The organism is Ohtaekwangia kribbensis (genome assembly GCF_042676245.1).
GTDB lineage: Bacteria > Bacteroidota > Bacteroidia > Cytophagales > Cyclobacteriaceae > Ohtaekwangia > Ohtaekwangia kribbensis.
Genome location: NZ_JBHTKA010000016.1, coordinates 39,555 through 61,209, shown reverse-complemented (window position 1 = coordinate 61,209; position 21,655 = coordinate 39,555). Strand labels below are relative to the sequence as shown.

General features: G+C 43.3%; 18 protein-coding genes and 1 tRNA gene. 12 read left to right on the top strand and 7 right to left on the bottom strand.

The window, feature by feature from the left end:
• Nucleotides 1-90: 90 nt before the first annotated feature.
• The 3 genes from ACFQ21_RS28875 (at nt 91) to ACFQ21_RS28865 (ending at nt 1,367) form a co-directional block, all read left to right on the top strand.
• Nucleotides 91-864, top strand: a complete 774-nt coding sequence (locus ACFQ21_RS28875) for an SAM hydrolase/SAM-dependent halogenase family protein (protein ID WP_377586015.1) — start codon at nt 91-93, stop codon at nt 862-864.
• Between the two features lie 74 nt (nt 865-938).
• Nucleotides 939-1,232: a putative quinol monooxygenase gene (locus ACFQ21_RS28870; protein ID WP_377586013.1), complete on the top strand. Its 294-nt coding sequence runs from the start codon at nt 939-941 to the stop codon at nt 1,230-1,232.
• 53 nt (nt 1,233-1,285) lie between these two features.
• A tRNA-Leu gene (locus tag ACFQ21_RS28865) sits at nt 1,286-1,367 on the top strand.
• A gap of 222 nt (nt 1,368-1,589) precedes the next feature.
• On the opposite strand, the gene ACFQ21_RS28860 is transcribed toward ACFQ21_RS28865, so the two are convergent.
• The 3 genes from ACFQ21_RS28860 to ACFQ21_RS28850 form a co-directional block, all read right to left on the bottom strand.
• Nucleotides 1,590-1,730 (bottom strand): SDR family NAD(P)-dependent oxidoreductase, encoded by a 141-nt coding sequence (locus ACFQ21_RS28860; protein WP_377586662.1) that lies wholly within the window; start codon nt 1,728-1,730, stop codon nt 1,590-1,592.
• A gap of 184 nt (nt 1,731-1,914) precedes the next feature.
• The gene (locus ACFQ21_RS28855; RefSeq protein WP_377586011.1) at nt 1,915-4,599 is read right to left on the bottom strand and encodes an ABC transporter permease; all 2,685 of its coding nucleotides are present in this window, start codon (nt 4,597-4,599) and stop codon (nt 1,915-1,917) included.
• 215 nt (nt 4,600-4,814) lie between these two features.
• Nucleotides 4,815-5,789, bottom strand: coding sequence for a GlxA family transcriptional regulator (locus ACFQ21_RS28850; RefSeq protein WP_377586009.1), 975 nt, complete (start codon nt 5,787-5,789; stop codon nt 4,815-4,817).
• Between the two features lie 160 nt (nt 5,790-5,949).
• Between ACFQ21_RS28850 and ACFQ21_RS28845 the strand changes: the two genes are divergently transcribed.
• Complete coding sequence (locus ACFQ21_RS28845) at nt 5,950-7,107, top strand: serine hydrolase domain-containing protein (protein WP_377586007.1); 1,158 nt, start codon at nt 5,950-5,952, stop codon at nt 7,105-7,107.
• Nucleotides 7,108-7,150: 43 nt separating this feature from the next.
• Here the strand turns inward: ACFQ21_RS28845 and ACFQ21_RS28840 are convergent, their stop codons facing one another.
• On the bottom strand, nt 7,151-7,591 hold the full coding sequence (locus tag ACFQ21_RS28840) for an SRPBCC family protein (RefSeq protein ID WP_377586005.1): 441 nt from the start codon (nt 7,589-7,591) through the stop codon (nt 7,151-7,153).
• Nucleotides 7,588-7,941 carry an ArsR/SmtB family transcription factor gene (locus tag ACFQ21_RS28835; protein WP_377586003.1) on the bottom strand — a complete coding sequence of 118 codons (354 nt, stop codon included), beginning with the start codon at nt 7,939-7,941 and terminating at the stop codon, nt 7,588-7,590. The genes ACFQ21_RS28840 and ACFQ21_RS28835 overlap by 4 nt, the downstream gene beginning before the upstream one ends.
• A 177-nt stretch (nt 7,942-8,118) precedes the next feature.
• On the opposite strand from ACFQ21_RS28835, the gene ACFQ21_RS28830 reads away from it, so the two are divergent.
• Nucleotides 8,119-9,027: a phosphotransferase enzyme family protein gene (locus ACFQ21_RS28830; protein WP_377586001.1), complete on the top strand. Its 909-nt coding sequence runs from the start codon at nt 8,119-8,121 to the stop codon at nt 9,025-9,027.
• Nucleotides 9,028-9,206: 179 nt separating this feature from the next.
• Here ACFQ21_RS28830 and ACFQ21_RS28825 read toward each other — a convergent pair whose 3' ends face one another.
• On the bottom strand, nt 9,207-10,139 hold the full coding sequence (locus ACFQ21_RS28825; RefSeq protein ID WP_377585999.1) for a DUF4249 domain-containing protein: 933 nt from the start codon (nt 10,137-10,139) through the stop codon (nt 9,207-9,209).
• Between the two features lie 5 nt (nt 10,140-10,144).
• Nucleotides 10,145-12,538, bottom strand: a complete 2,394-nt coding sequence (locus ACFQ21_RS28820; protein ID WP_377585997.1) for a TonB-dependent receptor — start codon at nt 12,536-12,538, stop codon at nt 10,145-10,147.
• A 250-nt stretch (nt 12,539-12,788) separates the two neighbouring features.
• On the opposite strand from ACFQ21_RS28820, the gene ACFQ21_RS28815 reads away from it, so the two are divergent.
• The 7 genes from ACFQ21_RS28815 to ACFQ21_RS28785 all read left to right on the top strand — a co-directional run bounded on the left by ACFQ21_RS28815 (nt 12,789) and on the right by ACFQ21_RS28785 (nt 21,299).
• On the top strand, nt 12,789-13,664 hold the full coding sequence (locus ACFQ21_RS28815; protein ID WP_377585995.1) for a helix-turn-helix domain-containing protein: 876 nt from the start codon (nt 12,789-12,791) through the stop codon (nt 13,662-13,664).
• A 94-nt stretch (nt 13,665-13,758) separates the two neighbouring features.
• Nucleotides 13,759-14,295 carry a YbhB/YbcL family Raf kinase inhibitor-like protein gene (locus ACFQ21_RS28810; protein WP_377585993.1) on the top strand — a complete coding sequence of 179 codons (537 nt, stop codon included), beginning with the start codon at nt 13,759-13,761 and terminating at the stop codon, nt 14,293-14,295.
• A gap of 264 nt (nt 14,296-14,559) precedes the next feature.
• Complete coding sequence (locus ACFQ21_RS28805; protein ID WP_377585991.1) at nt 14,560-15,189, top strand: TetR/AcrR family transcriptional regulator; 630 nt, start codon at nt 14,560-14,562, stop codon at nt 15,187-15,189.
• A 54-nt stretch (nt 15,190-15,243) separates the two neighbouring features.
• The gene (locus tag ACFQ21_RS28800; RefSeq protein ID WP_377585989.1) at nt 15,244-16,572 is read left to right on the top strand and encodes a TolC family protein; all 1,329 of its coding nucleotides are present in this window, start codon (nt 15,244-15,246) and stop codon (nt 16,570-16,572) included.
• Nucleotides 16,573-16,612: 40 nt separating this feature from the next.
• Nucleotides 16,613-17,668, top strand: coding sequence for an efflux RND transporter periplasmic adaptor subunit (locus ACFQ21_RS28795; RefSeq protein ID WP_377585987.1), 1,056 nt, complete (start codon nt 16,613-16,615; stop codon nt 17,666-17,668).
• Nucleotides 17,669-17,682: 14 nt separating this feature from the next.
• Nucleotides 17,683-20,853 (top strand): efflux RND transporter permease subunit, encoded by a 3,171-nt coding sequence (locus ACFQ21_RS28790; protein ID WP_377585985.1) that lies wholly within the window; start codon nt 17,683-17,685, stop codon nt 20,851-20,853.
• 32 nt (nt 20,854-20,885) lie between these two features.
• On the top strand, nt 20,886-21,299 hold the full coding sequence (locus ACFQ21_RS28785; RefSeq protein ID WP_377585983.1) for a hypothetical protein: 414 nt from the start codon (nt 20,886-20,888) through the stop codon (nt 21,297-21,299).
• Nucleotides 21,300-21,655 lie beyond the last annotated feature (356 nt).

The window sequence follows — 21,655 nt, the reverse complement described above, 5'->3', positions numbered from 1 at the left end:
TCAGAGTTCACAAAGTTCAATACACTATATGGACTAAAAATGTTTACTTTGCCATATCAAAATTAATGAATATCTGCCGCAGCATCAACCATGGCCATTGTTACCCTTCTTACTGACTCCGGTGAAAGTGACCATTATGTGGCAGCCATCAAGGCCCGCATCATCAGTATCAATCCGGGTATACGGGTGGAAGACATCAGCCACAAGATAAAACCTTCGGATATAGGGCACGCAGCTTTCGTATTGCGAGCTGTGTTCCGCGATTTTCCAAAAGGTACAGTACACCTCGTTGGTGTTGACTCGATCGGTAATCGTGGTGACGCGTTTATCGCGCTGCAACTCGAAGATCATTTCTTTGTAGGATGCGACAACGGTTTATTCGGATTAATCAGCGACAAACCGCATCAGCAACTGGTTGAACTGAATGCTATCAACAGCATCAGCACTACATTTCCGGAGCGCGATGTTTTTGCACCGGCTGCCGTTAAACTTGCCAGTGGTGTTTCGATCACCAACCTCGGCAAACCGATGCCATCGTTCAAGAAGATGATAGACCGCCAGGTAAAGGCTACCAAAAAACAAATTACCGGAACCGTGATCCGTGTCGATGGTATGGGAAATCTCATCACCAATATACCGAAGGAGGCATTTGATATTCTGAGCCAGGGTAAATTATATACCGTTCAGTTTGGCGGAGAAAAATTCAGACGCATCCATACCCAATATCACCAGGCAGAGCAAGGCGAATGTTTTATGGTATTTAACAGTCTGGGGCTGCTCGAAGTGGGCATTTACAAAGGCAATGCTTCCGAGTTACTAGGACTCGACTACGATAGCACCGTAAGCATTTTGTTTGAAGAATAGCAGTTAACGTCATACCTGAACAACGCAGAGGCTACCAGTCTGGCAGAGTACCGATTGCTGTAAATTTTAAAAATATGATCATAAGAATCGTGCGAATGCATTTTACGGATGCAGGTGTTGAAGAGTTTCTGACAATTTTCAATCTCTACAAAAAGGATATCCGGAATTCAGAAGGCTGCACGCACCTGGAATTACTCAAAGATGCGGACGAACCGAACACATACACGACCTTGAGTTACTGGAATGGTGCCGCAGATCTGGAGCGTTACCGGAAGTCTGAATTGTTCGGAACGGTATGGGGCCAGGTGAAAACACTTTTCCGGGAACGCACGCAGGCATTCACTCTTGAGAAATTTATAGAGGTATGATTGTGAGAGTTGCAAAACTTTGAACATATTTGCAGCCCATTTCTACGAAACATGCCTGAGTGGCGGAACTGGTAGACGCGCACGACTCAAAATCGTGTGCCGAGAGGCGTGCCGGTTCGATTCCGGCCTCAGGTACGAACCCGACTAGACAGTCGGGTTTCTTTTTTTATTCGATTGCCTCCAGTAATTATACCTCACTTTCTTTTATCATTCCCTACGGCCACGAAGTCTCCTTCATCGGAATTACCCATGAGCTCGGGTATAAAGCTTTCGCTGGGTTGCATAGTACATAGCGAATGGACTCGGCTACATTCTCAGGATTCTGTAACAGGTTTGTATCTATATCCGGAAAACGATCTAACAGATACGGGTGTTTGCGGAGGCATTGGGCCGGCCCGCTTGCAGGCTGATGTTGATGATGTGACCGCTGCCTTGCTTCTTCATATAGGGATACACGGCCTTTGTTACGATAAATGGCCCCGTGAGATTTACTTCGATTACGTTACGTCACTCCTCGTGGCTTAACTCTTCGGTTGATTTAGTATAATCTATACCTGTAGTTCTGCACGATTATCAGATCATTACGGCTTATCACCGGAACTTGATATATAAAAAAATCAGCAAGGAGTATATCTCTTAGTATATGTCTCCCTGCATGATCTTTCCTCAACAGTTAACAATACTAATCGTTTCGCAATGATTCTACCGGATTGGTTCGTGAAGCACGTATCGTCTGCGATCCTATTGTTAACAAACCGAGCATCAGCAAAATTACTGTCCCGATAAAAACCGTTCCGAACCCAAATTCAACACGGTTTGGAAATTTCTGTAGCCACAGATTGTTCACCATATAACTAAGCGGAGCACCAATTACGATAGCGATGGCCAGCACTTTCAAAAATTCACGTGAGAGCAAGTAGGCAATTCTGAAATTCTCTGCGCCTAATACTTTGCGTATACCAACCTCTTTCTTTTTACGCTCTGCTGTATAGGTCGCCATACCCAACATACCCAAACAGGCTATAATTACGGAGAGAAAAGCGATGAATCCCAATATTGCTACAATATCAAATATACCCTGGTGTGTTGTGGCGAGTTGATCGTCAAAGAACTCATAGCTCATGGGATGGGTTGGATCAAGCTGTTTCCACCGTGATTCCATTTTGGCAATGGTGCCCATCAGATCAGCCGATACAATTTTTACATTCGCATATTTATAGTCTTGCTGGTTTCGCATCACCAGTGGTCCTATATCATGCTCGTTAATAAGAAGCTTATACCGGAAGTCTTCTACAACACCCACCACGGTCATCGCCTCGTCTCGCCATTTATTTTCAAGTACCTGTCCGATAATTTCTGCCGGATGTTTGTAGCCTAAAGCATGGATCATTTGTTCATTCACAACGATATATCTACCGGACGAATCTGTTGGCTCGGGAAGTCCTTTACCCGCTATAACTTTCAATCCAAGATTGTCTGTGAAATTTTCATCCGTATGCAAGATGCCAGCCTCGAGGTAATCGCCCTGGTCACCGGAACGTCTTATCTGTATATTATCATTCTGACCGGTAGCCGGTACTATATTCGTTGCCGATATTGTACCTACACCGGGTATACTGCTCCATTCGTTTGCTAATTTACGATAGTCGTTACCTTGCAAATCAATATTGACAATGTTTGCCGATGTAAAGCCGTAGTCAAACTCCAGGAAATACTTGAATTGATTGAAGATCAGAATAGACGTAGTAATGAAGAATAACGAGATCACAAATTGAGACACGCTTAACACCTTTCGCATGCCTAACTTTCCTATACCGATGCTTCCGATGTTCTTCAACACGCGAACGGGCTCATACCGAGACAAATGAAAAGCCGGATATATACCTGCCAGCAACCCGGTAAGCAATGCAAATACTATAAAACCAATATATACTTCTACACTGTCAGGCAGATCAAACTTCAGGTGTTTGTTAATCCACAATCCTTTAAAGGCACGTTTCACGAAGAGTAACAATACCAGCGCCATGGCGAGAGCGAGTAAAGAAGTAATAACCGATTCACTCAGAAATTGTACAACCAGTGATTTTTTATTCGCACCGGTAACTTTGCGTACACCGATTTCCTTCGCGCGCGTCAATGCCCGGGCTATCGATAAATTTGTATAATTGAGACAAGCCGAAATCATAATGACCAGCGCCAGTATACCAAGAAAATAATAACCTTGTACCGGCATCCGGTTGTTGGTGTCGTTGTTTCTCAGTCCTAACTGTATATCAGCCAGCTTTTGAGGTTGCAGTTTAAAACCTTTGGTGTGCTCCGCTTTTATGTTGGCATACTTGCGTGCAACCAGATCATTCAAGGCTAATGTCAAATCATCTTCAGTCTTATCAGAAGCCAGCAAGGCATAGGTATAGGTCCTGAAATACCACTCCCAGTTGTTTGAAAAGTCTTCGACTCTCTTGTCGGTATATAGTTGTGTTTGCGTGGATGCCGACATCAGTATATCAAACTTCAAATGTGATCTATATTTATCAATATCGATTACACCGGTTACCGTAAAGCTTCCCCAGGAAACAGCCGCTTCTCCGCCACCGATATGTTCAACCGGGAAAGGTAATTTTCGATCAGCAAATTCGACAATCTTACCGATCGGATTTGCATCACAAAATAACTGATTTGCCAGTGCTTTGCTGATCACAACCGAGTTGGGCGCTTCAAGTGCTGTATACTTGTTTCCCTCCTCCAGCTCGAAACTGAATACACGAAAGAAGCCGGGGTCTGCAAAGTATCCTGCCGCCTGTGTCAATTGCTGGTCATAGGTTATATCGCCTCCTACACCGGGTGTAAGATTAGTTGTCTCTTCTGCGATCGTGTATTCAGATTTTAGTGCAGTAGCTAGTGGAAACGGACTTGTTGCATAGGGCTGCCGCGAATTTTCATAATCGGAAAGTATACGATATATATGTTCTTTCTTTTCGTGAAACTGATCGTAACTTCTCTGGTCGGCTAACATGAGCATCACGAGCATGCACACAGACATAGCAACCGAGAGACCGAATATATTGATGAATGAAAATGTTTTATACTTCCGGATATTCCGGATACTGACCTTACAGTAATTTTTTAGCATACCATAATGATTTATAGTGTGATGAGGTTGTGATGGTTTGATGATACCGGGCCTGCAGAGCAATACGACATCAACGATAAAATTCAAGTCAGCCTTTCTTTTGCCCGAGGCGTTGCATCGCTCATAATAGAATTCCATCAGGTCACCTTCAATAGAATCCTTTAAGGCCGGATGACAAAACCATCGGAAGAAGCGCAGAAAAAAACGTGGTGGCGAGGGTCGGTTGTTTTGAATCATTCGTATAGCGCGTTCGGCAAATCGGTATTCGGAATAATTATTTCCTATTTGTAGTAATAACATCCGTGCCAAAGCTGAAATTGCTGAAAGAAACAGTGTATACGCAAAATATACCCGGATGAAATGTTCGAATCCGTACAACGCATTGAACCAAGACCGGTCAGTTTACCCGAACGATATTAATCAACTATGAGAGGCAATATGGAACACGATCCTTAATTCAACCGACTATATTTACTCCTGTACTGCACAGGAGAAAGACCGGTAATCTTTTTAAAAGTTACGCGGAAAGCCTTGCTATCGGTATAGCCTACCTTATACATTACTTCATTTATATTCTCACGCGATGATTCAAGACTCATCTTGGCCGCTTCAATCTTTACGCGCTGTATATATTCTACTGTCGTGTTAGAGGTAGCGCGCTTAAACCTGCGTTCCAGGTTCCTTCGACTCAAAGCTAACATAGAAGCAAGCTGATCAACGGTTATCTTCTGTTGAAAATTCTGTTCGATGAATTCCTGTGCTTTTCGTACAGGTACGTCTTCATGATCTTTCTGTCCGCTGAAGATCGTAAATGGCGATTGACTTTTCCGGTCCACTTCAATTTCAAATACTTTGGCACACAGCACAGCCATTTCACGACCCACATATTTTTCAACGAGGTATAGTATAAGATTCAGAAATGAGTACGCTCCTCCACTGGTATAAATGCCATGCTCATCGGTGATGACTTTTTCGGCCACCAGGTTTATTTCCGGAAACATTCTTCTGAAATCGTTGGCCATTAGCCAGTGCGTTGCGCAGCGCTTTCCTTCCAATAATCCTGTGGAAGCCAGTATAAATGCACCAACACATAAACTTGCCACCTCTGCTCCGCGTTTGTAGTGACCGGTGATCCACTGGATCATGTCCTGATTGTCGCGTATCACCTTTCGCTGATCGCCATGCACGGCAGGTATAATAATCAGGTCTGTCTTAAACGAATCGCGAAGGGTGCGATGTGTATTCAATTTATAAATACCATTATCCAGAAGTGTCTCACGCTCCTGTCCCACCAGTTCTATTTTAAAACCCGGTTGTTTACCATCGCGCTGCAGAAACTCGTTTACATGCGTGAATAATTTGTAGGGGCCTTCAATGCTTCCCACCACAACATCGCCTTTCGGTACCAATACAGATATATGTTTCATATGCATTTCAGTTGTTGAACATCAGCCCTTACACGTGGCATGATATTTCAAAGTTCAGGCAAATAAATGTCGCGATCAACCCCAGAGATTGCCGTAATTACACCCGCTCGGTTTACATAAAGCGCTATACATTTCATATCCAATACAACATTTCTATTACATGGTATCACAAGCATTCACCGGGTTTCTTTTGATTGTCCTATTCACAGCACTTCTATCAGCATGCACGACTACAACGACCGTAACGGGTATCGACAACACCCCTGAGAATGATCTTTCATTAGGTTCGTTGAAGCTTGCCGGGTTTGATTCGATTCAGATCAGCAGGATGACACAAGCTATAGCACAACAGGAGTATCCGAATATTCACAGCGTATTGATTGTTAAAAACAAAAAACTGGTGTACGAAAGATATTTTCCGGGGAAAGATGAAATATGGGGAAACTCTATTGGCATGGTCAATCATACAAAAGATAGCCTGCATGACGTGCGGAGCATTTCGAAGAGTGTAGTATCCGCATGCATCGGTATAGCTATAGCGCAAGGAAAAATTAAAAGTGAAAATCAAAAAGTGTGGGACTTTTTTCCGGAATACGCTGATCTCAATACTGGAGAAAAATCGAATCTCACGATACGCCACTTATTAACCATGAGCAGCGGACTGGAGTGGAACGAAAATATACCCTATAGCGATCCTGCCAACAGCGAAATACAAATGGACAATAGTGCAGACCCGATTCACTATGTACTCAGCCGGCCGTTGGTAGCCACCCCTGGCACTACCTGGAATTACAACGGAGGTTGCACACAGGTACTCGCTGCTATACTTTTTAAAGTAAGCGGAATGGAAGCCGATACGTTTGCCAATCAATACCTTTTTAAACCATTGGGTATATCTACTTTTTTCTGGACACAGCTGACTACCAAGCCGGGAAGAAAATCTGTACCGGCTGCTGCATCAGGACTGAGGCTGCGTTCGCGTGATATGGCGAAGATCGGTATACTTTATATGCAGGGCGGGCAATGGAAAGGGAGACAGATTATAACGGAACAGTGGGCGAAGAACTCGCATACACCCCAGATACAGCGTGCTGATGGCGGTGGCTACGGTTATCAGTTCTGGACATGGACAATGTCTGTTGACAATGCAGCTATACCGATGGCGGTTGCTGTTGGCAATGGAGACCAGCGGATATACTTTGATCATGAACACGACCTGATGATTGTAATCACCGCGGGTAATTACAACCTTTGGACACTCAAGAAAAATGCTGATGCGTTAGTGAAAGAATATATATACCCTTCGCTTACGTTATAAAGACAGATATACCCGAAAGATATATCTGTCCCATTAAACCATTTTATTTTTCTACCGACACCTGCTCTACATGATTTTTGAGCAGGGAGCTGATAAGTTCTGTCCAGCCTATTTCGAAGTTTTTCTTCGCAAAACTTGGATTGTCCTGCGGGAAAGTTTCCAGCCCTTCGTGTGTTAACTTCAGTCTTGTTTTACCAGCTTCCGGAAATAATTCAAAAGTAACAAACGAGTTTCCGGCAAAGCCATCGTAACGCCAGCTATAGGTTAACTTCCTGTTAGCGATTACTTCGGTTATTTTACAGAGGTGTAAAAATGTTTTACTGCCATCGTTACCTTCAAACTGAAATTCAAAACCGACTTCAGGTTTAAATGCTGCTATATCAAAGTACCATTGCTTCATTTCATTTTTATCCGTAATGGCTTTCCATACACGCTCTACCGGAGCATTGTACATACGTTCGATTACAAAAGGTTCACGTTTCATTTTCGTTTCGTTTTTTTGGTTGACTTTGTTTTACCGGATGCCGCAGCGTCCCTGTTCAAAAAGCTTTCGAGCGCATCGAGTTTGCTCGTCCAGAAAGCACGATACTGTTCGATCCAGTCTGAAACCTCTCCGAGCGATTTCAGGTTGGCTTCACAATACCGCTCTCGTCCCTGTTGGTTAATAACAACAAGTCCGCACTCCGTAAGAATTTTAATGTGCTTGGAAATAGCCGGCCGGCTCACATCAAAACTCTCCGCAATAGCATTCAGGTTCAACGACTGATGAGCAATCAAATTAATGATCTCCCTGCGCGTAGGATCAGCAATGGCCTGAAAAACATCTCTTCTCATAGATACAATAATTACGTAACCGATCAGTTACAAACTGTATGCGATACCGATCGGTTACACAATTTTTAAACGGGATTTTTTGGGGATCTGAAACGCCAGGATACTGGGAATAAATAACTATACCTCTTGAACTGTGCACGAATACTGTATTTTTGCCATCCCAATCCCGCAACCATCATGGCTATATTTCCAACCCAGTATTCAACCCTGTCATCTGTTGCCCTTAAAGACGCTATAGAAAAAAATTACGGACTACAAGGTTTGTCCTGCCGCTATTTACTGCGTGGTGTTAGCGATACCTATATGCTGGAGAATATACACACCAAATATATTCTGAAAATATACCGCAGCTCACATCGCTCGCTCGAAGAGATACAGGGAGAAATTGAACTGCTCGCCTTATTGAAGAACGGAGGTGGCAAAGTAGCCCATGCGCTAACCGATATGCAGGGCAATGCTTACCAGACATTTAACGCAGCGGAAGGTACGCGGCACGGTGTCCTATTCCACTATGCGCCCGGTAAGGTTATTATGGACTTAACCGACAAGCACATGGAAATTATAGGGCAGGAAATGGCGTTTAATCACAACATCACTTCTTCCATAAAACTGTCGCATGCACGGAAGCCCTATACCATCGATACAACACTGACTCAGCCTATAGCTGTGTTGGAGCCAGCCTTTAAAGATTATCCGGAAGGTTATGTGTATTTAAAGGAAACCGCTGTGCAGGTAGCCAAAACGTTGCAAGCTATGGACACCAACAGTTTTAACTACGGCTATTGCCATTACGACTACCTGCCCAAGAATTTTCATTTCGATGAGCATGATACACTTACGCTGTTCGATTTTGATTTTGCAGGACCGGGCTGGCTGGCGAACGATCTTGCTTCCTTCACGGTATATTTATACTTCTATATAGCGATGAAGAAAAAAACTATTGAAGAAGCTAAAAGAGATTTTAAAATACTGGTAGAAGCCTACCGGAAAGTGCGCCCGATTACAAATGAGGAGATCAACGCTATACCGTTGATGGGTTTTATGTTCTGGACTTTCTATCTGCGTTTTTCAGTACGAAAACTTTGACGACTGGTCCAATACATTTTTTGGTACCCGGTTTTTAAGAGAGCGTATTGCCACGGTACAGCACTATGCCGAAATTATACCTCAGCTCATTTAATGCAGGCAGGATAAAGTGGAAGTGGAAAACCTTCTGCAACACCATATCGCGCAATACGTCTCAGATTCTTATATATATCTATATATTATTCGAGCTCAAGTTTCTTACCCATTCCGGATACAGCCGATACGTTGAAGAAACCTACAGCCTTTGTTCCGTTGGGATCGAGGTTTGTAATGTTGGTTGATACGTTGGCCAGCGGTGTTGAGAATAATTCTGCAAAACCTCCGGGCCTGTCAGTTTGAATGATCACCTGGTTTAAAAAGTTATAGGCTTCCAGGGTGATCGAATGTATCTCTACATATACTGAATCGCCCGGTTCATACGGAGATAACGGCTCATCGTTTTCATCTTCTTCATCCGGGTTTACACTGCGCAACGGAGGCAAAAATGTAACGCCATCAAAATTACCACCTGCTGTAAAGCCGGCATCGTAGGCTACGTTGATCTCACTCGGCTTGAGCAATGCTACTCCGTTTTTATAGGAGCGTATCCAATAGGTATCACCTTTACCAACCGGATCGGTTGCCCAGAATTCTGCGGTGTAGGAGTTATCAGGATACTGTGGATCGCTTTCTTCAAATTCAAATGTTATACTATCAATGGCAACGGTTCGGTTGATGCGCGATGTTGCTTCGAACGTCTCTGCGCCTACCTGTACCGTTAGTTTATAGTTACGACCAATGGTGCCAAATACATCTGCACTGGTAACATCGGTTGGTGTCCAGCGATAGGTGCCGGCTGCATTTGCATCCTCTGTAAAAATAACTTCACCTCCATCGTAGGTAACTACTACCGTAGCACCTGATACTCCGGTAGGCAATGTATTTTCAAGATACGGTTGTGTCCAGGAGAGTTTCACCACCTGGTCTTCTACTTTGTTATTAAGCCACGCATCTACCACCAGTTTAGGGTCAGCATCTTCGAGATCGGGGTTAATAGTTTCCTCACATGAGTAAAAGAGTGATGCCGTAACGAACAGAACAATAAGTTGTTTATGAAAAGATTTTATGAACATGCTTCCTAGAATTTAAAGTTGTAAGATATAGCGGGTACCATGCTTCCGATGATAGACAGTTGTGTTGCTTCTGACTGAAGCGGTTGTCCTGCTGCTACCCGCTCATTCGACTGTGAGAAGTATGTAGAGAAGGCATTCTTACGAGCATAAACATTGTATACCGAGAATACCCAATAGTCGCGGTTCTTACGCTCTTTACCTTTGCGGCTATATTCTCTTCCTTCGAGGCGGAATGATAAATCAAGACGATGATAGTTCGGCAAGCGTACATTGTTACGTGAACCACTCGCGTTATCCGGAATTAATATACCCTGCATGACATAACGTGATGTCGGGAACGTAGTCGGTGTACCGGTAACAAAAACAAAGTCTGCAGATACTGACCAGCGCTTGCTGATGTCGTAGAAAGCAGCAACCTTAACGTTGTGTGTCTGGTCATAACGGGCAGCATACCATTTATTATTATTTATGCCATCCACTTTCAATTCAGTTCTTCCCAACGTATAGCTTATCCATCCGTTGAGACGTCCTTTCTTTTTCTGCACATAAAATTCAAGACCATACGCGCGACCTTTACCGCTCAGTAAATCACCTTCGAGGTATTCGTTTATTAAAAGGTCAGCACCATCTATATAGTCAATCTGGTTTTGTGTCTCACGATAGTATCCTTCTACAGAAGCTTCCCACTGCTTGGAAGCACCGATCGAGCGGAAGTATCCCAAGGTATACTGATCAGCAATTTCCGGTTTGATGTTGTTCGAGGACGGTGTCCAAACATCCAGCGGGTTTGATGCTGTTGTGTTGGAGATCAGGTGAAGGTATTGCACCATGCGGTTATAGCTTGCCTTTACCGAACTTGATTCCGAGAGGCTTGCCTTTACCGACAATCTAGGTTCAAAATTTCCATAGTCAACTATAGATTTACCGCGCTTGTATTTTGTTTCGGTAGCTACGGTTTTGCGCTTGCCGGGTATCGTATCGTTATAGGTATAGATTGTACCCGGACCAAAGTACTGGAAGTTGGAGTAACGAATGCCATACTCAACAGCCCAGGTATCATTTATAGTAAGGTTGTTGTTGATATATATAGCAGTCTCCAGGTTATACCGCTTGTCAAGACTTATATCAGTTGGCTGTCCGTTGGAGATACCTTTTGCATTGGCCGGCTCGAAGAAGTAGTAGATAGCCTCTGCTCCAAAGTTTATCTCGTTGTTGCTGTTAACAAAGTAGCTGAACTCCGGCTTGAATATAAAGTTAGAGATAGACGAGTTCCAGTTGAAACGGTTACGGGCATCGTCACCAAACTGAAGCTCGTATTTATAGCTGCTGTATACTCCGGTTATGTTGGAGAAGAGCTTTTCATTGAAGAGGTGATTCCAACGTACAGTAGCCGTAGCGTTGCCCCAGTTAAAACCCTGGTTATCGTCAAAGTAAAAATTATCGCGACCGAAATATCCGGAAAGGTATACACGGTTCTTATCGTTCAGCGAGTAGTTTGCTTTGGCGGTGAGGTCATAGAAATTAAGCGCACCACCGTCTTTGAGTATATCTACAAAAGGCCGTGCGAGTATATCAATATAAGATCTTCGTCCGGAGACAATGAATGAACCTTTATCTTTTACAATAGGTCCTTCAAAGGAAAGTCTGCTGAAGATGGTACCAATCCCCCCGGTGGTTTCATAGTCTTTGCTGTTACCATCTTTCATACGTATATCCAGTATCGATGAAAGTCTTCCACCGTATCGTGAAGGCACAGCGCCTTTATATAGCTTGGTATCTTTTACAGCATCAGGATTAAAGGCTGAGAAAAAACCGAGCATGTGCGATGAGTTATATACCGGGGCTTCATCCTGCAACACCAGGTTCTGCCCTACACTTCCGCCACGCACGTTAAAACCTGATGCACCTTCGCCCACCGTACTCACCCCCGGCAGAAGCTGCAGACTTTTTATAACATCAACTTCTCCTAAAAAGGCAGGTATCTTTTGAATGGTTTTAATGTCGAGCTTAGCTGTGCTCATCTCGACTGTTTGTACTTTGGAGGTTTGCTCATCTTCAGCAATTACCACTACCTCCTGCAGCTGCTCGCTATCGGAAGGTAACTCTATATTTTCGCGTACATCTTTGTCCAGCGTGATCTGTTTCTCGATCTTCTGATAGCCTACAAAAGTGTACTCAACGGTATAGCTGGCGGCCGGCACGGTAATGGAATAGAATCCGTAAACATTGCTGGTAGCACCCTTACCAATCTCTTTAATATAGACCGTTGCACCCACCAATACTTCCCCGTTGGATGCATCCTTAATATAGCCGCTAAGGGTGTATCGCGACTGGCTCCAGGCTTGCTGCGACAGGAGCATCCCTAAAACAATAATAAACGTTGGTAATCGTAAGATCATTCGTTGCAGATGGTTTGATTTAGTTTGTTGTTCATCAATGACAGTTAATACCCTATAAACCCCCAGTCGGCCGTGAGGTTTATTTTATTTTAAATTTTATCTTCTTCCCCTTTAATATGCATACGTTTGAGGAAGACAGAAGCATGGTTTGTAGGAATAAGTATAGCCTTCTTTCGTTCCATTACATAACCCGGCAAATATTCAATCTTCTTTACCAGCATAATACATACTCACTATTTACTTTTGCCTGATGATGAATGTGTTCGCTCTGCCTGACGACTTACTGAATGACAAGGCCGCGGTTCGCCCGGATATTATCATTTATAATTACCATACTACCGACAAGAGTTCAATAAAAGCCAAAGTCGCGGCCAACCGCCATGTGTTCAGTTTCCTGCAAGAGGGCGAGAAGGAAGTGCATTTCTTTGATCGTTCTGTAAAGTTTACACCGGCACAGGCGCTGCTTATACCGGCCAGCAATTGTTTAATGAGCGAGCGGCCATCACATGCCAAACAGTATCGCGCTTTCCTGTTTCTTTTCTCCGACACCAACCTTGCTGCGTTCCGAAGTAAATATCCGTTCCTGTTTACCACAGACTATAAAATTCCGCGCGATCAATTATCCTTTTTTTTGTTTAGCCAGGATGAATTTGTGAAGGGCTTCATCCAATCACTGCAGCTTCTTCCGAATAATGTTTCTCCTTCTACATTGTCGGAACATTTACTTCAAATCAAGTTTGAAGAGATCATGCTATACTTATGCGATCGGTATCCACAGGAGTTCTTACCATTGCTTGCTTCATTAACGGCAACATCTTTTGATCTCCCGCTGCGCAAGGTGGTAGAGAGTAATGTTTATACAAATCTCTCGATGGAAGAGCTCGCGTTTCTTTGCAACATGAGTCTCTCCACGTTTAAACGAAAGTTTGAAGAAGTATACGGTACACCACCGGCCCGCTGGTTTCATTTGAAAAAGATGCAGCAGGCAGCTTTTCTGTTAAAGCACAGAAATGTGAAAGCGAGTGAGATACACCATAAGCTTGGCTATGAAAACCTGTCGAGCTTTGTACAGGCCTTTAAGAAAGAGTTTGGAAAAACACCGAAGGTCTATCAACAAAGTGTTTGAACTGTTTAAAACAGTTTTTGGTCTTTCTGCTATAGTTGTTGTTTCGCGGGCGCGTGTAATTTTGTTGTCAATAACAAACCAAACAATACGCGTTATGAAAAGAATATGTATTTCCATGATAGCTATGTGCTGCATCACATTTGCCTATGCCCAGACATTTACTTTAAAGAGCAAAGACATTGGCGGACAAGCTACGAACAAAGAATTCTTTAATGGATTCGGATGCACAGGAGAAAATGTTTCCCCACAACTGTCATGGGAAAATGTACCCGCGGGTACACAAAGTTTTGCTGTAACGATTTACGATAAAGATGCCCCTACCGGAAGCGGCTTCTGGCACTGGTTAATCTTTAATATACCGGCGAATGTTACGGAGCTCAAAACCAACGCTGGTGATGTTACGAAAAGTATAGCACCTGCCGGAGTAGTTCAAAGCATTACCGACTTCGGTAAATTTGGTTATGGTGGTCCATGTCCTCCTCCCGGCCCTATACATGAATACCTGATCACGGTATATGCGCTGAAATCAAAACTGGAGCTTGATAAAAATACAACACCTGCTATAGTAGGGTTTAACCTGAACCAATTGGTTCTTGGTAAAGCTTCTATTGTTATGTATGGAAAGCGATAGAATATATATATAATAGTATATACTGATAACTATATATCCCTTAATAAAATAGAATCCCTGTGATTGATTCCTCAATCACAGGGATTTCTATTTTTATTATACATATTTTAACCAGCAACCTCAACAAAAGCAGATTTCAAAAGACAGAAACCTGCGAATACGGCTTAAAATCCGGGCTTGGAATAAATTTTTAAATTTTCGCTTTGCAGATTACAACCTTTGTAGTTTACTTTGCGTTAACAAAATTGTTAAACATTTTCGACAATGGCAGAAAAAACCCAGCAAACGGAAGATCTGATCAAAGAAACGGCTATGCGCCTTTTCTTTCAGAAGGGTCATATTCACGCCACTACGCAGGAAATTGCCGATGAAGCCGGGGTCAACAGGGCTCTGATTCACTACTATTTCAGAAGTCGCGACCTTCTTTTTGAAAAAGTGCTTCATGAGACGCTTGGCGCGATGCGTCAAAAAATCGATGATATTTTCTCGTCTAACGAGACTCTATTTAATAAGATCAGCCGCTTCATTGACATTTTCATTGATCAGAATATAGACTATCCGTACCTGGAAACTTTCCTGGTGACGGAGATGGCAAAAAACTCAGAGACTATAAAACAGATGCGTCCGAGTGATGAAAGAAGGGATGACCTGAAAAAGAAAGTTGAACAACAACTGCGGGACGAAATCGCCGCCGGGACAATAGAGCCAATCGCTATTGAGCATTTCATGATCAACCTGATGTCGCTATGCAACTATCCATTGATTGCCAAACCGATGGTTCAGGATTTTTTCCATTTCGATGAAGCTGCTTATAAGAAATTTCTGCTTGAGCGCAGAAACGTGGTGCTCCAGACTTTATTCAAGCAAAAAAATTTAACACCAGATCTAAAATAAAAATTTTTTTGCTCCGTCCTTAACTAAAATGTTAAACAAATTAATTAAACTATAATGATAAACCGAATTTCTCTATTCCTTGCACCTATCCTGCTGGCCGTCAGCACGCTAGGCTTCGGTCAACAGCTCTCCCTGGAGGAGTGTATCAGAATCTCGTTGGAAAATAACCTCACGGTAAAAAACAGTAAGCTCGAAATCGAGATGACCGAGCATAAAGTGAGCGAAGCGAAGAGTGGGCTGTTGCCAACTGTTGATTTGAACGGACAGTACCAGTATTACCTCGAAGTGCCCGCACAGCTTATACCAGCTTCAACATTTGGCGGAGCTGCCGGTGAATATACCACAGCAAAATTAGGCGTGCCGCAGAATACTTCAGCCAACGTGCAGGTAAGTCAAACGCTCTTCAATCAAAAAGTAATGATCGGATTGAAAGCAGCAAAAGCCGGACGCAGCTACTCAAACGTACAGCTTACGCTTACCAAAGAAGATATAGTATATAACGTAACGTCTACATACTATAACATACAGGTGCTATCAGACAACCTGAGTCTTTTAGAGAGCAACATTACTAACATGGAAAAGACTGTAAAGACAAATGAGACACTGCGCAAAAATGAAATTGTGTCTAACAGTACCTATAAACGTTTGCTCATTAATCTCGAAAACCTGCACAATGAATATGAGAATCAGAAGATCAGTCAAACCAAATACTATAACTTATTAAAGTATCTGATGAATGTACCGCTGAGTGATTCAGTCGAAGTAATGCCTTTTGATTTCAATACAGCATTCGAAGAAGTTCAGGTCGGAGACATCAATCAACGCCCCGATATACGCCTGCAACAGGAACAGATAAAGCTATATGAGCTCGACAGAAAGAGTACAATCTCCGGATACTACCCTACACTTTCTGCCAACTTCTTTTCCGGATATACCGGCTACAACAGCAAGTTTGCACCTTTTGAGACAATCAACAACCAATGGTTTAACAACACCTACTTTACACTGTCGCTTAAAATACCGGTGTTCGATGGCTTCACAAAAAAATACCAAGTAAAACAAAAATCGGTAACGCTGCAGAAGAGCATCAACTCATTGACGGATTTGAAACTGAAAGCCGAGCGCGATGCACTCGATGCGGTGAACAACTATACCAGCAATAAAAATCTGGTCGCCAACAGTAAACGAAGTCTCGAACTGGCAGAACAACTTTTCAAAGATGCCAGCATCGAATATAATAACGGGTTGATCAACATCACGGACCTTCTCGATGTACAAGATGATTTGTCGGACGCAAGAAATAATTATAGCACTGCGCTCGTCAACCTGAAAATCGCTGAGCTCGATGTTAAAAAAGCTAACGGTCAGCTTGTACAACCATAAACAAACCACTAACCATACTCGCATTTTAGTTATAGTATATATGAAAAAGAGAATCATCATTATCGTTCTTGCTTTACTGGCTGTTGTATTCACAGGTGTAAAGCTGTTCAGCAATCAGAAAACTGTGCAGGAGAAAGTATATCGTCCTGATCCCGACAAAAAAGCATTGGTGAAAGCTCAAACTGTTGAACCGAAAGATCTCGACAAGACTTTTACCTATACCGGTACATTTAAACCTTTCCGTGAAATCATGCTCATTCCACAGTCAGAAGGTGAAGTAACCGGAGTATATTTTGAAGAAGGCGCTGTAGTGCCGCAAGGCAAACTGCTGTTGCAGATCGATGACGAAATGTTGCGTGCTAAATATATAGCAGCACAGGCTACGTACGAAACTGCCAAGAAAAACTTCGAGCGTTACGAAAAAGCATCTGAAAGCGAAGGCGTAAGCAAGATGCAATACGACAGCTACTGGCAACAGTATAAAGATGCTGAATCGCAATTAAAACAGCTGGATAAAAATATACGCCTCAGCAAACTTACCGCACCATTCAACGGAACCATAACCCTGAAAGATGTAGAGATCGGTACCGTGGTAGACAAGAAGAGCAACATCGGAAGACTTACAGACCTGTCGCAAATGAAACTCGAGATCGCAGTTCCTGAAAATGAAATAACACTATTCAGTGAAGGCGATCTGATCACGATCCAAACGGATATATACCCTACCCATCCTTTAACGGGCAAGATCGATTATGTAGCAGACCGTGCCGATGATTCACACAACTATACGGTGAAAGTGTTGCTGAAGAATAACAAAAACACCGAACTCAAAGCCGGCATGTACGGAAGAGCGATTGTAAGTAAAGATCTTCATTCCGCTACACTGGTTATACCACGCAGTGCCTTACTGGGCTCTGCTAAAAATCCACAGGTATATGTAATTGAAAATGGTATCGCCACGCTGCGCGACATCCACACCGGCGGCAGCAACGGAATGGAAGTAGAAGTTATCGATGGATTGAAGCAGGGAGAACAGGTTGTTACCAGCGGCCAGATCAATCTCTCCAACGGTTCCAAAGTAGAAATCGCTAAATAATAACCACCGCATTTATGTCACTAACAGAAATTGCCGTTAAACGCCCCTCGCTCATCATCGTTATATTCTCGGTGCTGATGCTTGGTGGATTGTTTACCTATACCAAGCTCAACTATGAGCTCATGCCCGACTTTGATATACCTACGCTGGTTGTAACAACGTCATATCCCGGTGCTTCTCCCACAGATGTAGAACAATCGGTTACCAAGAAAATCGAAGATGTAGTTGCCGGAATCGACCGTGTAAAAAGTACACTGTCTCAATCATACGAAGGTGTATCGGTAATATCGGTAGAGTTTACCGTAGGTACCGACATCGATGATAAGCAACAGGAAGTTCAGCGCAAGCTTAACAATATACTTTCCGATCTTCCGGATGATGCTGAATCTCCTTCTATATCCAAAGTATCGCCAAGCGATCGTCCCATTATGCAGCTCACGGCTATATCCAAAATGGGGACACAGGAATTTTATGACCTTGTAGATGATGAAGTATTGCCTTTATTCCAGCAGATACAAGGTATCGGTGAAACCCGGTTACTCGGTGGACAGGAACGCGAGATAAAAGTAAATGTTGATAAAGATAAACTGGTATACTATGGTATATCCCTGTCGCAGGTTACACAAGCTATAAATAATGCCAACCTCGATTTTCCTACCGGAAAGGTAAAGAACACAAATGAACAGATGACTGTGCGCCTCGCGGGTAAATTTACCAGCCTCGAACAAATTCGTTTATTAGGTATAACGACAGCTGCCAACGGAAGCACCGTACGTGTACAGGATGTAGCGGATGTAGAAGATGGTGTAAAAGAACAAACGGTATTAAACCGCTATAACGGACAGGATGGTATCGGTATAACGATTAAAAAACAAAGTGATGCCAATGCCGTGGAGATTAGTAAACAAGTGCGTGATCAAATTGTACAGCTGGAGAAAAAGCATGCTGACCAGGGATTGAAAATTATTGTAGCAGACGATACATCTGAATTTACACTTGAATCTGCTGACGCTGTAACGCACGATCTTATTATAGCCGTTATACTGGTTGCTGCCGTAATGTTATTGTTCCTGCACAGCTTGCGCGACTCGCTCATTGTATTGGTTGCTATACCAGCCTCGCTACTCTCTACATTTATAGCCATGTATCTCTTCGGCTATTCGTTGAATTTGATGACGTTGCTCGCGATGTCGCTGGTGATCGGTATCCTGGTTGATGACTCCATCGTGGTACTTGAAAATATACACCGCCACTTGCACATGGGTAAAAACAAAATACAGGCTACCCTGGAAGGCCGCGCGGAAATTGGGTTCTCTGCAATTGCCATTACCATGGTGGACGTTGTGGTGTTCGCTCCTATAGCCATGATCAATACAACCATTGGCGACCTGCTCCGTCAGTATTCCGTTACCATCGTGGTATCTACGTTAATGAGTTTGTTTGTTTGCTTTACACTTACACCGTGGCTGGCATCACGCTTCGGCCGAGTAACACACCTCAATGCTTCCAACTGGCTTCACAAACCTCTCATCTGGTTTGAATCGTTTATCACATCCCTTACCAATGCGTATGCACGTCAGCTTCAGTGGACACTGCGTCATAAAGTAATCACAAGCCTTGCGGTTATCGCAGCGTTCGTAGCAACTGGCTATGTTATGTCGCTGGGTATACTTGGACAGGAAATGGTGGCTGCCGGTGACCGTGGTAAATTTACCGTGAAGCTTGAGTACGACAAGAGTACACCAATCGCAGAGAACAACCTGAAGACTCGCGAAATTGAAAATTACCTTTTATCACAACCGGAAGTACTGAGTGTATTTTCCAATATAGGCGGTGCAAGCTCAGCAGGTTTTGCATCTGTAGCTAACGTGGGCAGTGAAAATAAAACCGAGCTCACGGTAGGACTGGTGGGTAAGGAAGAACGTGATCTTACTACCGAGAAATATATGTTGAAAGTTCGTAGTGTGATCGAAGCTAAATATCCGGGTATAGAAGTAAATACGGCTGTGGTAGGTATCACCAGCTCCGATGAACCGATACAAATCGTACTAAACAGCGAAGACCGCACAGCATTGATGGAGGCTGCGCACAAAATGGAGAAGATGATCAGGCAGATGGCCGGTGCCAATGATGTAAGCGTAAGTGTGGAAGACGGTAACCCTGAGTTGAATGTGAACATCGACCGTGAAAAGATGGCACAACTCGGACTGAATATATTTACAGTAGGCAGTACGTTGCAAAATGCCTATACGGGTAACACCGATGCCACGTATCGCGTGGGTACACAGGAGTACGACATCAACGTTCGCCTGGATGAGTTTGATCGCAACAACCCGGCCGATGTTGAAGACATCACCTTTGTAAACAACAATCAGGAAGTTATACCACTCACACAATTTGCCGACATACGGCAAAGCAGTGGTCCTTCTATGTTGGAGCGCAAGAACCGCAGAACATCGGTTACGATAAAGAGCAACGTACTGGGTATAACTTCCGGTGTTATGGCAACCAACATCAACGCGGCATTGGCTAAAGATCCGCTTCCGTCTTCTGTTGAAATGAAATGGACCGGAGATATAGAACGTCAGGCTGATTCATTCTCGGCATTGGGTATGGCATTGGGTGCCGCTATTTTACTGGTATATCTGATCATGGTGGCGCTATACGACAGCTTTATATATCCGTTTGTTGTGTTGTTCTCTATTCCGGTTGCGTTGATCGGAGCGTTCCTGGCACTGAACCTTGCCATGAGCTCAATGAGCATCTTTACCATGCTGGGTATAATTATGTTGCTGGGGCTCGTCTTGAAGAACGGGATTCTGCTGGTAGACTTTACCAATCAGAAAAAAGAAGAAGGCTATACAACGTATAATGCACTAATCGCTTCGGGTAAAGCACGTCTTCGTCCTATACTCATGACGACCATCGCGATGGTGATTGGTATGTTGCCGATTGCGTTGGCAAAAGGTGCCGGTGCCGAATGGAAGAACGGCCTTGCCATTGTAATGATCGGGGGTCTGCTTTCATCGCTCATACTTACCATCTTCGTAGTGCCCATGGTATATTATACGGTAGACCGTATAAAAGACAAATGGAATGCACGTCCGAAAAAAGGAAGGGCAAACCATGCGCACGAGGAGACTGTGCTTGAAAGAGAAATGATTGAGCCTGCCAGCCTGAATTAATAATAACTATATATTCCTCATCATCACATTCTATGACATTCAAAACTATATTTCAGGAAGAGCATTGCGAGATCACACAAGTTGGTCCGCATGCTCTCAAGCTAAAGTTCTCGGGTTTTCTTAAAGTCACAAACCTCGCTGCGGTAACTGCTTTTATGGATACATACTCGAAGAATAATCTATGCGATATGCTGCTGATTGATCATTCTGAATTGAAGGTACTTTCCAGGGAAGTACAGGAATACCTGGCGAAAGTTGTATTCGTAATCGAGAGCAAGGGTGTAAAGCGCATCGCTGTGATCGAGGCCGAAGACGTTTTTGCCAAAGCCGGCTTCGAAAAACTTCAAAAGGGAATACACGTTGATCGTGTAACACGCGTGGTCTTTCATTCTGAAAAAGCTGCACTGGAGTGGTTGCTGTCACCGACAGTAACTCCGGTACTATAAATATTAAAAGATTTAGAGTAATGTCCGGAGTTACCCGGGTTCTTGCTTTGGGGTAGTAATTATTAGGGTTCCCGGCATTATTCTTTTTCTGTTTCATCACACAAAAAACATAAGTATAGATATAAAGTAATGTTCGGGTAGCCGCAGGTTTAGGTATGTGGTATATTGATTTCAGGCACCCGACATTATTTTTTCTCTGTAAATAAACAGAAAACTGCTACATGTAGTGATCTGTGTCAAAATATAGGAGTAATGTTCGGCTTGCACTCGTTTTTATTGCTTTGGGGTAGTAATTAATTCAGAGCGAACCGGCATTACTCTTTCTATTATAAATGCATTATTAATCTCATCTTTGT

Bases quoted from the DNA above. Each gene is read 5' to 3' on its own strand.
- ACFQ21_RS28790 (WP_377585985.1), top strand. From the start codon at position 17,683: ATGTCACTAACAGAAATTGCCGTTAAACGCCCCTCGCTCATCATCGTT.
- ACFQ21_RS28805 (WP_377585991.1), top strand. From the start codon at position 14,560: ATGGCAGAAAAAACCCAGCAAACGGAAGATCTGATCAAAGAAACGGCT.
- ACFQ21_RS28845 (WP_377586007.1), top strand. From the start codon at position 5,950: ATGGTATCACAAGCATTCACCGGGTTTCTTTTGATTGTCCTATTCACA.
- ACFQ21_RS28830 (WP_377586001.1), top strand. From the start codon at position 8,119: ATGGCTATATTTCCAACCCAGTATTCAACCCTGTCATCTGTTGCCCTT.
- ACFQ21_RS28800 (WP_377585989.1), top strand. From the start codon at position 15,244: ATGATAAACCGAATTTCTCTATTCCTTGCACCTATCCTGCTGGCCGTC.
- ACFQ21_RS28820 (WP_377585997.1), bottom strand. From the start codon at position 12,538: ATGATCTTACGATTACCAACGTTTATTATTGTTTTAGGGATGCTCCTG.
- ACFQ21_RS28795 (WP_377585987.1), top strand. From the start codon at position 16,613: ATGAAAAAGAGAATCATCATTATCGTTCTTGCTTTACTGGCTGTTGTA.
- ACFQ21_RS28850 (WP_377586009.1), bottom strand. From the start codon at position 5,789: ATGAAACATATATCTGTATTGGTACCGAAAGGCGATGTTGTGGTGGGA.
- ACFQ21_RS28815 (WP_377585995.1), top strand. From the start codon at position 12,789: ATGATGAATGTGTTCGCTCTGCCTGACGACTTACTGAATGACAAGGCC.
- ACFQ21_RS28875 (WP_377586015.1), top strand. From the start codon at position 91: ATGGCCATTGTTACCCTTCTTACTGACTCCGGTGAAAGTGACCATTAT.
- ACFQ21_RS28825 (WP_377585999.1), bottom strand. From the start codon at position 10,139: ATGTTCATAAAATCTTTTCATAAACAACTTATTGTTCTGTTCGTTACG.
- ACFQ21_RS28855 (WP_377586011.1), bottom strand. From the start codon at position 4,599: ATGATTCAAAACAACCGACCCTCGCCACCACGTTTTTTTCTGCGCTTC.
- ACFQ21_RS28840 (WP_377586005.1), bottom strand. From the start codon at position 7,591: ATGAAACGTGAACCTTTTGTAATCGAACGTATGTACAATGCTCCGGTA.
- ACFQ21_RS28810 (WP_377585993.1), top strand. From the start codon at position 13,759: ATGAAAAGAATATGTATTTCCATGATAGCTATGTGCTGCATCACATTT.
- ACFQ21_RS28835 (WP_377586003.1), bottom strand. From the start codon at position 7,941: ATGAGAAGAGATGTTTTTCAGGCCATTGCTGATCCTACGCGCAGGGAG.
- ACFQ21_RS28785 (WP_377585983.1), top strand. From the start codon at position 20,886: ATGACATTCAAAACTATATTTCAGGAAGAGCATTGCGAGATCACACAA.
- ACFQ21_RS28870 (WP_377586013.1), top strand. From the start codon at position 939: ATGATCATAAGAATCGTGCGAATGCATTTTACGGATGCAGGTGTTGAA.